The following is a 14,389-nucleotide window of genomic DNA, read 5'->3' as shown; positions in this document are numbered from 1 at the left end:
GTCGTTGAAGCGCAATCACGCCGACTGCCTACTCTGGCGCCATGGAGCTCTTCGTCTTGTGGGACATCGACCACACCCTCATCGAGAACGCGGGGGTGAGCAAGGAGACCTACGCCGCTGCCTTCGCGGCACTCTCGGGACGCGAGCCCACGGAGCCGGCACGCACCGAGGGGCGTACGGATCGACTGATCATGCGCGACATGTTCGTCCGCGAAGGGCTGCCCGTACCTGACTGGCACTCCACTGAGACCGCGCTCGCCCAAGCGGGGGAAGCGCGCCTGGAGGAGCTGCGTAGGCGCGGGACTGTTCTGCGTGGTGTCCATGAGGCGCTGAAGGCCGCCTCCGCTCAGAGCGGTTGGATCTCCTCCGTCCTCACTGGCAACATCGCCGCCAACGCTCGTGTGAAGTTGTCCGCGTTCGGCCTCGACTCGCTGCTGGACCTGCCGGTGGGCGCCTACGGAGCGGACGCCGAACTCCGTCCCCATCTGGTCGCTGTGGCCCGCGAGCGCGCGCAGCGACTTCGTGGTGTTCCGGCCGACGTCCCCACCGTCCTCGTGGGGGACACCCCGCGCGACGTCGAAGCAGCTCTGACCACGGGCTCCGGAATCCTCGCTGTCGCCTCCGGCATTCACACGCCGGAGGAACTGAACGCCGCCGGCGCTGCCGAAGTCCTGCCCGACCTGTCGGACACGAAGCGCGCCATCCGTGTCCTGGAGTCCTTCGCACGTCACTGAAAACGTCCCAGGACGTCCTCGGACCGTCCCTGAACGCGGTGACGAGGTCCCCGGGCAGAAGGCCACTATCAGGCTCCCAACAGGCAGCTAGCCGAAGGAGCCGATGTGATCGGGGAAGTCACCGGGATCAGGAAGATTCGAATGCTGTACCTGCAGCTGCTCTACCGCTGCAACTTCACGTGCCTGCACTGCTTCCACGGCAAGCGGCTCCAGTACGCCGACGCCTTCACCGCCGAGGAAGCCGCGAGCCTCCTCACCCTGATGCGGAACGAGTACGGCACGGAGGCAGTGACCCTGCTCGGCGGAGAGCCGTTCGTCCACCGAGACCTCGCGCAAGTCGTCCGCCACGCCAAGGAGGAGCTGGGCCAGCGCGTCGAGATCTGCACCAACGGCTACCGGATCGAACGCCGCCTGACCGAGATCGCTCCGCACCTGGACCTGCTCAGGGTCTCATTGGAGGGCGTCGGATCGACGAACGACGGTATCCGCAGGCAGGGTAGCTACCACAGTGCCCTCAACTCGCTCAGTCTGGCGCGGGACCTCGGCGTTCCGACGGGCGCGACCATGACCGTCACCTCGCGGAACATAAATGAGGTCCTCCCGCTCGCAAGCGTCTTGGCACAGCTAGAGGTCCGGCAACTCAAGCTCCACCACCTGCGGCCGGTCGGCAACGCCGCCGACCACCCCGAGCTGCTGGTCACCGCCCCTTCCGCCTACGGCCGGCTCCGGGAAGAGCTCACGTCCGCCGATCTGCCCTTGGAGGTGATCGTCGACGAGGACCTCTCCGAACACGGCGCCCCGCAGGTGTGCGCACCCTCCGACGGTCCTCGCGAGATCGACCGCATTGAGGCCGACCCGCGCGGTGCGCTGACCATGTCCTGCAAGGCCGTGGGCAAGGACTCGCATGCCTTCTGGTACGAGAAGGCGGCAGGACGCATCGTCCACAAGCCCTCGTCCGCCGACGAGCTCACTCTCGCGGTGCCGGACGTGGTGTACGCCCGTGCCTGATCACCCGCGTTTCGAGAGCCTGGAGGGATTACGCGGCACCGGTAAGTCCACCCTGGCGCCGATGCTCGCCGCCGCCCGACAAGCCGTCCTCGTCGCCACCGTCCCGCCCCTCTACCAGCCGCTCAGACGCGCGGTGGACGAGCGGACGAACGTCGAGGCACGGATGTGCCTCTACCTTTCCGCTCTGTTCACCGCGGCCGAGGAGATCCAGCACCATCTGGACGCTGGCGTCCCGGTCGTCGTCGAGAGCTACTTCGCCCGGTGCCTCGCCACCCACCGGGCCCTGGACGCCCGGCTCGGTGTCACCCTGCCGAGCTCGCTGCCAACACCCGTCACGTACCACCTCGTCTGCGCCGACGAAGAACGACAGCGTCGCCTCGCCGGACGGGACAAGCCGCCATCGCGGTGGGATGCACTGATCGAGACCGTTGCGAACCGGGTGACGGACGCCTACGCCTCGTTCCCGATGCATCGCGTCGACACCACGGGGCGCAGCCCCAACGAGGTTCTCCGCGTGATCACGGAAACCGATACGCAAGGAGCGCACTCCCATGCAGACACAGAGCCTGTGGGAGCACACCCTCACCTTCTTCCCGCAGTTCCTCGCCACGTTGCGGGAACGCGTCGCCCATGACGCCACCGTCGCGGTGGTCGGCGCGAGCGACGGCAAGTTCGTCCTGCACCTCGCCGCCGCTGGCTACAACGTCGTCGCCATCGAACGCGACGCGGTCGCCCTCCACGGGGGCGATGTCCACCTCCCGGGGGACCGCAAGGCATGCGCGCTGGGCCTGATCGATCGACTGAAGCTCGAAGAACTCCACGACCTCGTACAGGTCGTTGAGGACGACTTCCTCGACGGCAAACCCCTGGGCCTGCAGTGCGACGCGGTCTGGACGAGCTGCTCGTGGCACTACAGTGCCAACCACCACCGCCCGCTCGCCGAGTTCGTCGACCGCATGCAGCGCCTGGTCCGCCCGGGTGGTGTGTTCGGCGCGGAGTTCATGATGCCCGTCGAAAGACGCCACCACATGATCGAGCACTACACCTCTCCCGAGCGCCTTCGCCACCACTTCCTCGGCGACTGGGAGGTCCTGCTCACCCTGCGCACGACCGAGTTCACCGAGCGGCCCCACGTCGGCCAGCTGCACGACCACACCCACCGCATGGGTCTGCTCATCGCGGCCCGAACGTCCACCCTTACCGACCACTTCTGAGAGAAGGACCCATGAAGCACGAGTACGAGGCGAAGTTCCTGGCCGTCGACGCCGCCGGTCTCCAGGCCAAGCTGACTGCCCTCGGCGCCGTCCAGGCGTTCCCCCGCACGCTCCTCACCCGCAAGATCTTCGAGAACGACTCCCTGGATGGCGGGGCCTGGATTCGGCTGCGTGACGAGGGCACCCGCTCGACGCTCACGCTCAAGCAGGTCACCGACGCCACGACGATCGACGGCACTCAGGAGATCGAGACCGAGGTCACCGACCTGCACGCCATGGCCGACATCCTCCGCCGGGTCGGACTCACCGAGGTGCGCTACCAGGAGAACTACCGCGAGGAGTGGCGCCTGGGCGAGGTCGCCTTCGACTTCGACACCTGGCCCGACCTCCCCACCTTCCTGGAGATCGAGGGACCCGACGAGGCATCGGTGCGGCAGGCTGCCGAACTGCTGGACCTCGACTACTCCGAAGCACGCTTCGGCAGCGTCGACGAGATCTACAAGAGCGAGGCCGGCCGCGACATCCTCGCCGAACCCACCCTCCTGTTCTCCGACGCCGAGAAGCAGGGGGACGCTGCTACGACGGCCCAGACCCGTTGATCGCGGAGGCGGACGAGCAATGCTGACGGAAGTCTCCTTACAGCACAGGGTGATACCCGGGATCGCCGAGTTCGCCCGCGGAGGATTGCCCGCACCGGCAGCCACCGACGACGGCAACGAATGGGCCGACGGATTCTGCTGGCTCTACTGCGGGCAGCAGTGGACGCGTGTCCTGTGGATCGGCCCCGCCCGGGTCGCCGGAGCCCAGGCGCCGATGTACGCGTGCGGCCCCTGTATCCGCGTGCTCCAGGACCGGGTCTGGCAGTCCCTCCTCAGCAGGGACCGCCCGGACCGCTCCGCTCAGCCGAGCGATGCCCCCGCGGCGGGGCCGTCGACCACGGGCAGGAGGACCGGCAAGCACCGGGGCCAGAGCAGGTTCCTCCGCCGAGGTTAAGCCCCCGCCCTGGTCACGCAGGTGCCCGCCGTCCCCCGCGGCGCGAGCCCCGTGACCAGGGCGGGCCTTGGCGTGCAAGTTTTCGACAGAGAACTACGCAAGATAAGGGCCCGACGCTTCCCGCTACCTGCGGCGTCGGCGACTCGGATCGGACGCAGCGACAGCTCCAATCTGCGGAGAGTGAGACGGATGATCAAGACCGTTGGCGCCAGCGCGGGTGGTGCGTCGCCGGGCGGCTTCGGCTCGGGGGTTGGGGGCTGGGTTACGGCTGGTGTGCCGGATGCGGGTGATCAGAACGCGGGCGGGTTGGCGGGCGGTGGTGAGTTCGCGCCTGGTGGCGGCTTCCTTGAGGAGTTGGTGGGGTTGGTGGCCTCCGGCTTCGGCGTCGGCGAGGACCGTGACGAGGGCCGGCCAGGCGGGGTCGGTGAGGATGCGGTCAGCGTGGTCGGGGATGGCGGCGCGGACGTCGTGGGCGAGGGTCCGGCGGGCCTGATCGCTTGGTTGACGGGTGGAGAGGGATTCGAGGACGGGCGTGAGGGCTCGGTCGGCGGCGGCCTGGAGGTGATGGAGAGTCTGGCGGGCGGCCTCGGCCTGGTGGGCGTGGTTCTTCGCATCGTGCCAGCGTCCGGCAACGATGGCGGCCCAGACGAGGGCTGCGATCAAGGCGGCGAGCGCGCTGCCGTCGGGTCTGGTGGCCGTCTGGACGATGTCGCGTGCCGCACGACGCAGCGCGTAGGCAGCACGATCTTCTGCCCGGACCTGGGACCACTGGGCCCGGGCGAACGCCTTTGAGGCAGCCTGGAGTTCGGCGCGCAGGTTGGCGGGTGCCTTCTGGGCAGTGGCTGCGAGCAGTTCACCGAGGGCGGCGATGCGTGCCTGGGCGTGTGTGTCGTCGGCAAGGTCGCTATGGAGAGCGTCGAGGGCGTCGGCGGCTTGATGCCACGGGGTGCTCGGGCGGTTGCGGCGGGCGGTGGGGTGCTCCTCCGGTACGACGTTCTCCAGGCGGGCCTGGAGCTTTGGCAGGGTGAGGTCGGGGGCGATCTTGCCCCCGGGGTGGAAGATCTGTGCGCCCTTGTTGTTGAGGTCGCCGGGGCGGCCCGCGGCGTAGCCGAGGAGGTCTCCGGACGGACCGCGCCTGGCCTTGATCAGAATGCCGTCGGCTTCGAGGTAGGCCAGTAGTTCCTCGGCACTCCTGGCGTGAGGGATGGCGGCACGGATGCGATCCTGGAGCCACTCAGGGCTGGTCTGTTCCCAGCCGAGCCGCTTGGCCTTGTGCATCTCGGCCTGAGTGGGGCGGCGGGCGCCGATGCGGTCGCCCTTCTTGAGTCGGCGCAGCCCGTAGTCCTTCTCGATCTCGCGGGAGGCATCACCGACGCGGATGCCACTGTCGTGGAGTTTGGGGCGGCGGCCGTCTTCGCGGACGGTGGTGGCGAGGATATGGATGTGGTCGTCGGCGTGGCGCACTGCGATCCAGCGGCAGGCCAGGTCGTCACCGGCGGGGGCGATGCCGGCGGCCTCCACGATGCGCTGGGCGATCTCGCCCCACTCGGTGTCGGAGAGGTAGCGGTCCTCGGGAGCAGCCCGGACGGGGCAGTGCCAGACGTGGTCGGTGACCTTCTGGCCGAATTCGCCGTTGCGCAGCCGCACGGGCTCGTCGAGGTAGCGGGCGAGTTCGGTGAGGGTGGCGTTCTCATCGCGGCCGGGGTCGGGCATGCCAAGCATGGCGAACCCCGCCACGATGTGCGGGTCGAGGTGCTCGTCCTGGCGGCCGGGTCCGTAGAGGTAGGCGAGCAGGCCACGGGTGTTGGACCCGGCCGGTTTGATGGCAGCGATCACGCGGACAACTCCTCTGCTTCCGGCTCGGCCAATTCGACGGGCTGGCGCAGGGCCTCGGCAATCAGCTCCAGCAGTTGCTGGAGTTCAGTCAGGTGCTGGCGTATGTCGGGTGGCGTGTAGTCGCTGTTGAGGGCGCGGGCGATCTGGTTGACGTTGACGCCGATCCGGTTGAGCTGACGCAGCACCTGGGCGCGGAAGTGGTGTGTGCGGCGGCGGTCCTCGGACAGCGGCAGGTTCGCGGTGAACTGCCCTGTGATGAAGGCAAGGACGACGTCGGCAGCGAATCCGGAGTTGCCCTTGTAGCCGTGCTCCGCGGCGACGCCTTGGAGGAGGACAAGCTGCTCGTCGAGGAACCGCAGAGGGCCGACGCGTGCATCGCGCTTTTCGCCGGTGAAGCGGCGGATCGTAGGCTGCGCGCTCTTCATGGCGGGTTCGCCGGCGGCGGCAACGTCTTCACGTACGGGGCGGAGGATCGCGCGCTGGACGGCGTGGAGCGTATCCGGGTCGGGGCTGCCCTCGGCCCCGGCCTCCTGGCCTGGCGCCCCCTGGCGCTGGGCCTCCTCCGCCACCCCCGGGGCGGAGATCCCCGACGTCCGGCCTTGAGTCGGACTCGGGGTACTACTGGCTCCGCCAGGGGCAGCCCGTCCGAAGGCGCGGCGCAAACGCCCCATCAGCGTAGGGGACTTTGTCAGCGGAAATGACTCGTCCGGGGAGTCCTCGGGGTGGTTCGAGTCGTGTGTCATGGGCGGTGCTCCGGAGAAGGCTGCATGGGCGGGCGGATGTACGGGGCTGATGGGCTGGGCGGTGCGGGCATCGCTCTGTCCACACGCGTGGATGGGCGGGGTGGTGGCCGGGTGACCGGAAGGGTTCCGGTCACCCGGTGCGGGCAGTCAGCCGCTGGTGGAGACGGCGATACCGTCGGCTTCGAGTTCCGGCCGGAGGATCTTCATCACCTTGGTCAGCCGTTCGCTGCCGATCGTCAGTCCCTTGTCCTCCACGGCCTCGCGCAGAAGGTCCCGGGTGAGCTTGTGGTGCTCGGAGGCAGCGATCCGGCCGATCTCCGCAAGCTCCTCGATCGTGGCCTTGGGCGGCCGACCACCACGCGACTTGCCCTGCGCAGCCTGGGCCGATGGTTCCGTCGGCCGGGCAGTTGCGGCGGACGGTGGCTCGCCCAGGCCAGTGGGGGCAGCTGTGTGTTCCAGCTCCTGGCTGGGAGCGTTCAGTTTCTGAACGGCGCCCTCCGTCCGTCGGCCGGTGAGGGGTTCCGGCCGGTTGGCGGGCCGGTCAACGAGCTGGTGGATCTGCCGCATCAGGACACCGAAGGCCAGCAGCGCGGCGGTCGGGGGGACCGCGGCGACTACGTAGTCGAGGATGGGCACGCTGCCGGAATTGCCTGTGCTGTAGACGCCAGCCACATTCAGCGCGATGGAGCCGATCGATCCGGCGGCGGTCACCCCGATCGCCCATTTGTCGGTGACCTGGCGCAGGCCAGCGTGGAGCATCAGCAGTTCGCCCGCGACTATGAACGCGTCCAAGGTGGCCGGCCAGGCCCAGCGGCGAATCGGTGAACTGCCCAGCCCGTGCTGGCCTGCGACCTCGGCGAGATGGGCGTAGGAGAGCCAAAATGCGCCGGCGGTGAGGACCACGATGACGGCTCCTGCGGCGATGAGCGCGGCCCGCTCGGCGGCCTGCTTCGTCATCGCTGGCCGGTCCTTGCCGGGCTGGGAGGCCGGTGGCTGACGGCGCCTGAGGCGGGGAGGGATAAGGGTGGGCAATGCGGGAATCTCCTGGGGTGGTCGTGAGTGCCGTCTTTGCAGTCTTGGCCGTTGCATGTGCAGGTCAGGCCGGGTACGGCAGGGGCCTGGGCCTTCCGTCTTTGGCGGGTGCGGTCGGCGTCTTCGGACCTGCTGCGAGGAGCTCAGGTCGTTGGTCGCGTCTGGACCGGTCTCGGCATGGCCCCATCCGGCCGGTACGGCGCGGTTACGGTTTCCGTCTCGGTCGACAGGTCTTTGACCTGTGGCGATACGGCACAGACGCGCAAGACGGCGCAAGACGGATCTGGGCAGCGTCTTGGGCTGGGAGCGCGCCGGTCCTGATCGCGTTGCCGTCTTGGCCCCGGCTGCCGTCTTGCCGCTATGCCGTGTGACCTGCGAGATCACGGCAAGGACGGCAAGTACGGCAGCCAGGGGCGCGAGGCTCAGTCCTCGCCGAGAGCAGCAGGCTGGGTGTCCCGAACGGGGACAGGCTGGGTGCCCACTGGGTGGACGGTGGGGCAGTAGCGGCGCCAGGCGTCGAGGAACTTGTTGCGCATGTATCCCTTTCGCTGGGTTCCGTCGGCCACCCGGACGTTGCCGGGCTTGATGCCGAACTCGCGCAGCATCGCGCCGAGCCCGCGGGCGGTTAGCCCGCTGCGTCCCCACTCCGCCCACGGGCTCTCGGGGTCCTGACGCAGGAGGTAGAGGAGTTCCTCGGTGCTGAGGCTGTCGGGCTCTCCCCGCCCCACGAAGATGCGGCGGATATCGGCGAGGATGCGCGCCCCGCTGGGGTGGTCCTCTTCGGCCGCCGCTTCGGCGGCGACCAACTGGGCACACGCGGTCCTGGCCAGGCGGGGCCAGTGGCCGCCCGCCAGGTCGGCGACGATCACCAGGGGCTCCCAGGTGTCGGCGGCGCGGTCCTCGACCGGCATGGCCGGTTCCCGGTTGGCGGCCTCATCCAGCAGCGGCCTGGCCCACGCGGCGATGCGGTCACGCAGATCATGCAGGGCCGGGATATCGCGGCGGGAGCGGAATGGCTTGACCTTCTCCCCCTCCGCCCGGCGCCGCATGCGAATGACCACCGCCCGGTCCATGACCGTGTCGGGCAGGTCGCCGATCCCCGCGATGGCCGCCATGGCGAACGTCGCGAACCGGTGCGGGGTGTGGTCGTTGCCGACGACCCGGGTCACGTAACGACCCCGCTGATGCCCGGCATTGAGCAGGCCGCGCATCTCCTCGTTCTTCTCCGCCACCTTCGGAGAGCCGAAGATGGTGTCCGCCTCGTCCACCAGGAGCGTGGGCGGATCGTCCGCGTCGATGGACCGGAAGATCGCCGCCGGTGTGGTGTTGATGGTGAGCATCGGGTCGTGGACCGTCTCGGTCAGCACGTCGAGAAGACGCGACTTGCCGCACCGCTTCGCCGGCCCCACCACCGCCAGGCGCGGGGCGTGCTGCCACGCCGCCTGCAGATGCGTCGCCAGCACCCACAACGTCACCGCATCCAGCGCCTCCTTGCTCGGGAGGATCACGAACTGGGCGATCTGCGCACGCAGTTCATCCAGCAGCTCTGAGCCGTAGGTCGGCTCCACATCGGGCATCTCCACCGGTTCGCTCGGCGCCTCCGCCTCGTCGGCGCTACGGGCGTCCGCATCGCCGCTCAGGTCCGGATCGGCGCTGTCAGCCTGCGCGGCGCGCAGGTGGGCGCCGGGCTGGCCGGGGATGGCCGCTGCGGGCCAGACAGCCTGGGCAGGGGCGGAATAGGACTCGGGGTTCTCGGGTTGCACCAGGCAGCTCCTCTGGCGGTTGCGGGCGCGCATGCCCTGGCCGCCGGGTCGGTTCACATGGGACTGGTGGGGAGTCATCGGGCCTCCGGCGTTGCACCGCCGGGGGCTCTCCCCCTTCTCGCGAGCGTTCGCGTCTGCGAGGGACCACGGACAGTACGTCCACGCCCCGCCACAGTCCAGCGTTTCTGTGTCGGCTCAGCGCAGAACGGTCTGCTATGGCTCCCCGCTCTCACACGGCCAGCCCCAGCAAGGCCAGCAAGTCGGCGGTCACCACCCGGTAGGCATTGCCCAGCCGCAGCACCTTGCACGGGTACTGGCCACGCTTCGCCAGCTCGTACCCCTTACTCCGCCCAAGGCCCAGCGCCCGGTTACCTGTCTCCAGGTCAACAGCGACGGGAAGCCCCAGCAGCTCCTCGCGGCTCATGCCCTTCACCCGGCCACCGGCTTCGTTCTCGCGCATACGCGCTCCATCCATGCCTGAGCCCTCGGCGAACACGGCGATCGCGCTCGTCTCCAGGCCATGGAATCAACACTAAGCAAGGTAATGTGTCTCCATGACACAACGCCGATTCGACCATGGATACGAGAAGGAAGCCGAGGTCGACGACCTCGAATGGGAGGACCACGTCATGGCCACCGTGGCCGGCGAGGTCCGCAGACGACGGAAGGAACTGCGGTGGAGCGCACAGGATCTGGCCGACAGGTGCGAGGAGATCGGCTACCCGATTCCCCGCAACGTGATCGCCAACATGGAGTCCGGCCGCCGCGCCGGCCTCCCTCTGGTCGAGGTCATGGTCCTCGCGAAGGCCCTGCACATGTCCCCGATCGGCCTGCTGTACCCCGTTGGTTACGTCGCTGAGGTCCGCCAACTCCCCTACGAGGACCCGCGACCGACCTGGGACGCCTTGCAGTGGTTCACCGGCAACTCACCCGCCGAGGGCGTCACCGACTACATGCTCGACCACTTCCTGGCCCACGACCTCGAACTCCGCTCGGCCCTGGCCGCCGTGGAGAGCGAGGACTACGAACGCTGGAAGGTCAGGACAGCCGCGAACCGCGTCCAACGGGAAGCTGCCGAGCGCGCCTTGGCCCGATACGCCGACCAGGCAGCCAAAGCCAAGCGCGAGCTGCTCCATCACCGCGACGCCATCCGCGAAGGCGGCGGCACCCCACCGCACCTGCCCTCGCAGCTCGCCGACATCGACCCGCCCGATACCGACCCCACCGAGGAGAACGATCTTTGAAGGGCTCCACCTACCGCCGCTGTTCCTGCCGCGACCCCAAGACCGGCAAAGAACTCGGCACGGCCTGCCCCAAGCGCAACAGCAGGAACCACTGCACGTACTCCATACGCCAGGAGCTGCCGCCCCGCGAGGACGGCAGCCGCAGGTCCTTCGCTCGTGGCGGCTACGACTGCCGCAAGGCAGCCCAGGCCGACCTCGACCACGTACGCGCTCTCCTCGGCCTGGCCGAGTCGGACGATCCCGAGGGCACGGAACTGATCGCCGCCATGCTGACGGAAGTCAGCAGCGAGAAGACTCCCCTGCCCGACGTCGAGGAGACCCGGCGACGCCTCAACGCCGGCCAGGACCTCATCGGCAGCCTGACCGTGAGCGAGTGGCTCGACCCGGTGGCTGGCGGGCAAGCGCATACGCAAGTCCGGCCTGAGCCGCTACGAGACCGACATCCGCGTGCACCTCAAGCCGCACATCGGGCACCGGCGCCTCGACCGGCTGCGCGTCAGCCACCTCAGCGAGATGTTCACGGAGATCCGCGACGCCAACGCCCAGATCCTGGAGCAGAACGCTCAACGGCGAGCCGCGATCGACGAGCTGGCGACTGTGCCGTGGAAGGGCGTGGAGAACCGTGCCCGCCGCAAGGCAATGAAGGCCGCGATCGACGAGATGCCGCCCTTCCGTCGCATGACCGGCCCCGCCACGCGCCTGCACGTCAAAGCCACGCTCCGCGCGGCCCTGAACGATGCGATCGGGCAGCAGATCATCACGTTCAACCCGGCCGCTCACGTCGAGATCGATCCCGTACGCAAGCCGAAGGCACTGGTGTGGACGGACGAGCGGGTCGCCAAGTGGGAGCAGACAGGCGAGAAGCCGTCACCCGTGATGGTCTGGACGCCCCAACAGACCGGCGCCTTCCTCGACTTCGTGGCCGAGGACCGGCTGTACGCGATGTGGCATCTGATCGCCTTCCGTGGCCTGCGCCGTGGTGAGGCGTGCGGGCAGCCGTGGTCGGAGACGAACCTCGACACTCACTCCCTCACCGTCTCCTCGCAGCTCGTGCAAGACGGCTGGGAGGTCGAGGCATCCGACCCCAAGACCGACAGCGGATACCGCGTCGTCGCGCTCGACGACGACACCGTCAACGTCCTGAAGCGACACCGCGAACGACAGGACGCGGACCGCAAGGAGTGGGGATCGGCCTGGGTGGACACCGGGCACGTCTTCACTCAGGAGGACGGCTCCTGGCTGCACCCTGGCAAGGTCACCGATCTCTTCGAGCGGCTCGTTGCCGCTTCCGGCCTGCCGCCGATCCGCCTCCATGACCTGCGCCACGGCGCGGCCACCCTCATGCTGGCCGCCGACATCGACATCAAGATCGTGTCGGACACCCTCGGGCACAGCGACACCCGCATCACGCGGGACATCTACCAGAGCGTCCTCCCTCACGTCGGCAAGCACGCCGCCGAGGCCACCGCCAAGCTGGTCCCACTTCAACGCAGGACCGAGGCGGAACAGGCCGCCCGCAGGGCCGCGAAGGCCGCCAAGAAGGCGAAGGCCAAGGCGAAAGCCCGAGCCAAGAGCAAGAAGAAGGGTGAACGCCGGAAGCCCGACCAGTAGGCCGCGACACCGCTCCGCTCACGCATCGCTCACGCAAGCACTTCCACGGCATCCCCGTCGTGCGGCTCGGCATGCCCCCGACATGAAAAAACCCCAGGTCACGGCGAGTGAGTCCTGGGGTTAATCCGAGCCGCCTTCGGGATTCGAACCCGAGACCTACGCATTACGAGTGCGTTGCTCTGGCCATCTGAGCTAAGGCGGCGCGCTGTCCGCACTATGGTGCGATCAGCAACGTCGGTAAGTCTACACAGTTTCGGTGGGTGCTCCGTACCGGCCCCGGGCCGCCTGTTCCGGGGCCGGCGGGGTGGGTTATGAGCAGCGTTTTCCCTTTGTCGGAGGGGTGCCGCGGAGCAGGTAGGCGTTGATCGTGGAGTCGATGCAGTCGCTGCCGCGGCCGTAGGCGGTGTGGCCGTCGCCTTCGTAGGTCAGGAGGCGGGCGGAGGAGAGCTGGCCGGCCAGGGCACGGGCCCAGCGGTAGGGCGTCGCGGGGTCGCGGGTGGTGCCGACGACGACGATCGGGGCGGCGCCCTTGGCCTCGATGCGGCGCGGTACGCCCGTGGGCGCCACCGGCCAGTACGCGCAGGGCAGGGTGGCCCAGGCGAGGCCCTCGCCGAAGACCGGGGAGGCCTTCTCGAAGGTGGGGAGGTTCCTCTGCACCTCCTCGGGGGTGTCGAAGGCGGCCGGGAGGTCGAGGCAGTTCACGGCGGCGTTGGCGAACATCAGGTTCGTGTAGCGGCCGTCGGCGTCACGCTCGTAGTAGCTGTCGGAGAGGACGAGCAGGCCGGCACCGTCCTTCTCCTTCATCGCCGAGGTCAGCGCCTCGCGCAGCTGCGCCCACGCTCCCTCGTCGTACATCGCCGCGATCACGCCGGTGGTGGCGAGGGACTCGGTGAGCGTACGGCCGTCCGCGTCGCCGGTGGGGATGGGCTGCGCGTCGAGCTTCGTGAAGAACGCCTTGAGGTTGGCGCCGACCTTCGCCGGCGCCGTGCCTTTGCCGCCGAGCGGGCAGTCCGGCTGCCGCACGCAGTCCCTCGCGAAGGACTGGAACGCCGTCTCGAAGCCCGCGGTCTGGTCGAGGTTCAGGCGGCGGGCGGGCAGCGACGGGTCCATCGCGCCGTCCAGCACCATCCGCCCCACCCGGTCCGGGAAGAGACCCGCGTACGTCGCACCGAGGAACGTCCCGTACGACGCCCCCACGAAGTTCAGCCTCCGGTCCCCCAGCGCCGCCCGCACGATGTCCATGTCCCGCGCCGCCTCGGCAGTCGAGACATGGCGCAGCAGCTCGGGCGAGTCACTCCCGCAGCCCTCCGCGAACTTCTTGTACGCGTCGACGAGTTGGGTCGTCTCCCGCTCGTCGTCGGGCGTGGTGTCCGTCCGGGTGTACGCGTCCATCTCCCGCCCGTCGAGGCATTCGACGGGTTCGCTGCGGGCGACCCCGCGCGGGTCCACCGCCACCATGTCGTAGCGGGCACGGACCTGTGCCGGGTAGCCGACACCGGCATACGCCTGCAGGTAACCGACCGCCGAGCCGCCCGGCCCGCCCGGGTTCACCAGCAGCGACCCCAGACGCTTACCCGGGCCCGTGGCCTTCTTGCGGGCGACGGCGAGACGGATGTCGCCGGCGTCGGGCCGGTCGTAGTCGAGCGGCGCCTTGATCGTGGCGCACTCGAACCCGGGGACCCCGCAGCCGCGCCATCCCGGTCTCTGCTCGTAGAACCGCGAGATCGCCACCGGCGTCGCCTGCGGCAACGCGACCAGCGCCGCCTCGGCCGCCGTACCGGCCGACGTCGTCGCACCACCTCCGGAGGAGCAGGCGGAGGCGAGCAGGGCGACTGTGGTGAGGAGGGCGGCAGCAGCGGTGGTAGTTGTGGTGCGGGAGGTGGTGCGGGGGGTGCCTGCCGTGTCCGTGGCGTGGCGGGCGGGCGAGGGCTGGAGCCTGGGCTCGGGCTTCGGGCTCCGGCTGGTCGGTCGGGAGGCGCGCCTGATGTGCATCCAGCGAGCGTAACCCTGCGCGGTGGATCGGTTGCTGTGTGTGCAAGGCGTGGCTCGTAGGTGCGGGTCAGGTCTCGGTCGGATGCGGGTCGGCTGTCAGTCGGACGCAGGCCGGAGGCAGGTCGCACGCAGGCCGGACGCAGGCTGGCCGACGATCGGGCCTGCGGTGCGCCCCGGGCGGGTACGGGTTTCGCCTCAGACGACTGCTGGAGTTGTGCC

13 protein-coding genes, 1 tRNA gene and 1 pseudogene are annotated in these 14,389 nt (G+C 69.2%); 8 read left to right on the top strand and 7 right to left on the bottom strand.

The genetic code is table 11. The features are described 5' to 3' along the window. Positions 1-41 precede the first annotated feature (41 nt). From KCH48_RS29310 to KCH48_RS29285, 6 genes are all read left to right on the top strand, one after another. Positions 42-734 (top strand): HAD family hydrolase, encoded by a 693-nt coding sequence (locus tag KCH48_RS29310; RefSeq protein ID WP_210577917.1) that lies wholly within the window; start codon positions 42-44, stop codon positions 732-734. Between the two features lie 105 nt (positions 735-839). Next, positions 840-1,742 (top strand): radical SAM protein, encoded by a 903-nt coding sequence (locus tag KCH48_RS29305; RefSeq protein ID WP_210577916.1) that lies wholly within the window; start codon positions 840-842, stop codon positions 1,740-1,742. Then, positions 1,735-2,376, top strand: a complete 642-nt coding sequence (locus KCH48_RS29300; RefSeq protein WP_307840977.1) for an AAA family ATPase — start codon at positions 1,735-1,737, stop codon at positions 2,374-2,376. The genes KCH48_RS29305 and KCH48_RS29300 overlap by 8 nt, the downstream gene beginning before the upstream one ends. Then, positions 2,294-2,956 (top strand): bifunctional 2-polyprenyl-6-hydroxyphenol methylase/3-demethylubiquinol 3-O-methyltransferase UbiG, encoded by a 663-nt coding sequence (locus tag KCH48_RS29295; RefSeq protein ID WP_210577915.1) that lies wholly within the window; start codon positions 2,294-2,296, stop codon positions 2,954-2,956. Before KCH48_RS29300 ends, KCH48_RS29295 begins: the two co-directional genes overlap by 83 nt. Positions 2,957-2,967: 11 nt before the next feature. Beyond that, positions 2,968-3,555, top strand: a complete 588-nt coding sequence (locus KCH48_RS29290) for a class IV adenylate cyclase (protein WP_210577914.1) — start codon at positions 2,968-2,970, stop codon at positions 3,553-3,555. Positions 3,556-3,640: 85 nt separating this feature from the next. Further along, positions 3,641-3,949 (top strand): hypothetical protein, encoded by a 309-nt coding sequence (locus KCH48_RS29285; RefSeq protein WP_246886063.1) that lies wholly within the window; start codon positions 3,641-3,643, stop codon positions 3,947-3,949. Between the two features lie 123 nt (positions 3,950-4,072). On the opposite strand, the gene KCH48_RS29280 is transcribed toward KCH48_RS29285, so the two are convergent. The 5 genes from KCH48_RS29280 to KCH48_RS29260 form a co-directional block, all read right to left on the bottom strand. Next, positions 4,073-5,785: a relaxase/mobilization nuclease domain-containing protein gene (locus KCH48_RS29280; protein WP_210577912.1), complete on the bottom strand. Its 1,713-nt coding sequence runs from the start codon at positions 5,783-5,785 to the stop codon at positions 4,073-4,075. Further along, positions 5,782-6,354 (bottom strand): MobC family plasmid mobilization relaxosome protein, encoded by a 573-nt coding sequence (locus KCH48_RS29275; protein ID WP_210577911.1) that lies wholly within the window; start codon positions 6,352-6,354, stop codon positions 5,782-5,784. The genes KCH48_RS29280 and KCH48_RS29275 overlap by 4 nt, the downstream gene beginning before the upstream one ends. Positions 6,355-6,675: 321 nt before the next feature. Beyond that, positions 6,676-7,485: a DUF2637 domain-containing protein gene (locus KCH48_RS29270; protein ID WP_210577910.1), complete on the bottom strand. Its 810-nt coding sequence runs from the start codon at positions 7,483-7,485 to the stop codon at positions 6,676-6,678. Positions 7,486-7,982: 497 nt separating this feature from the next. Continuing rightward, entirely contained in the window at positions 7,983-9,323 is a 1,341-nt protein-coding gene (locus KCH48_RS29265; RefSeq protein WP_210577909.1) for a DUF3631 domain-containing protein, read from the bottom strand. A 229-nt stretch (positions 9,324-9,552) separates the two neighbouring features. Next, on the bottom strand, positions 9,553-9,783 hold the full coding sequence (locus KCH48_RS29260) for a hypothetical protein (RefSeq protein ID WP_210577908.1): 231 nt from the start codon (positions 9,781-9,783) through the stop codon (positions 9,553-9,555). A gap of 94 nt (positions 9,784-9,877) precedes the next feature. Here KCH48_RS29260 and KCH48_RS29255 point away from each other — a divergent pair, with 94 nt between their 5' ends. Next, positions 9,878-10,567: a helix-turn-helix domain-containing protein gene (locus tag KCH48_RS29255; protein WP_210577907.1), complete on the top strand. Its 690-nt coding sequence runs from the start codon at positions 9,878-9,880 to the stop codon at positions 10,565-10,567. Continuing rightward, positions 10,564-12,178, top strand: a pseudogene (locus KCH48_RS29250) (tyrosine-type recombinase/integrase). The gene KCH48_RS29255 and the pseudogene KCH48_RS29250 overlap by 4 nt, the downstream one beginning before the upstream one ends. Before the next feature lie 128 nt (positions 12,179-12,306). On the opposite strand, the gene KCH48_RS29245 reads toward KCH48_RS29250, so the two are convergent. Both KCH48_RS29245 and KCH48_RS29240 read right to left on the bottom strand, forming a co-directional pair. Beyond that, positions 12,307-12,380, bottom strand: a tRNA-Thr gene (locus KCH48_RS29245). A gap of 107 nt (positions 12,381-12,487) precedes the next feature. Continuing rightward, a complete protein-coding gene (locus tag KCH48_RS29240) occupies positions 12,488-14,170 on the bottom strand; it encodes an alpha/beta hydrolase (RefSeq protein WP_210577906.1) in 1,683 nt (560 codons plus the stop codon). Positions 14,171-14,389 lie beyond the last annotated feature (219 nt).

Source organism: Streptomyces sp. GESEQ-4 (assembly GCF_017948455.1).
In the GTDB taxonomy this organism is placed as follows: domain Bacteria; phylum Actinomycetota; class Actinomycetes; order Streptomycetales; family Streptomycetaceae; genus Streptomyces.
This window is presented reverse-complemented; position numbering and strand designations above follow the sequence as displayed.

Coding starts and splice junctions, on each gene's coding strand:
- KCH48_RS29310 (WP_210577917.1), top strand. CDS start 42: ATGGAGCTCTTCGTCTTGTGGGACATCGACCACACCCTCATCGAGAAC.
- KCH48_RS29295 (WP_210577915.1), top strand. CDS start 2,294: ATGCAGACACAGAGCCTGTGGGAGCACACCCTCACCTTCTTCCCGCAG.
- KCH48_RS29290 (WP_210577914.1), top strand. CDS start 2,968: ATGAAGCACGAGTACGAGGCGAAGTTCCTGGCCGTCGACGCCGCCGGT.
- KCH48_RS29270 (WP_210577910.1), bottom strand. CDS start 7,485: ATGACGAAGCAGGCCGCCGAGCGGGCCGCGCTCATCGCCGCAGGAGCC.
- KCH48_RS29260 (WP_210577908.1), bottom strand. CDS start 9,783: ATGCGCGAGAACGAAGCCGGTGGCCGGGTGAAGGGCATGAGCCGCGAG.
- KCH48_RS29255 (WP_210577907.1), top strand. CDS start 9,878: ATGACACAACGCCGATTCGACCATGGATACGAGAAGGAAGCCGAGGTC.
- KCH48_RS29240 (WP_210577906.1), bottom strand. CDS start 14,170: ATGCACATCAGGCGCGCCTCCCGACCGACCAGCCGGAGCCCGAAGCCC.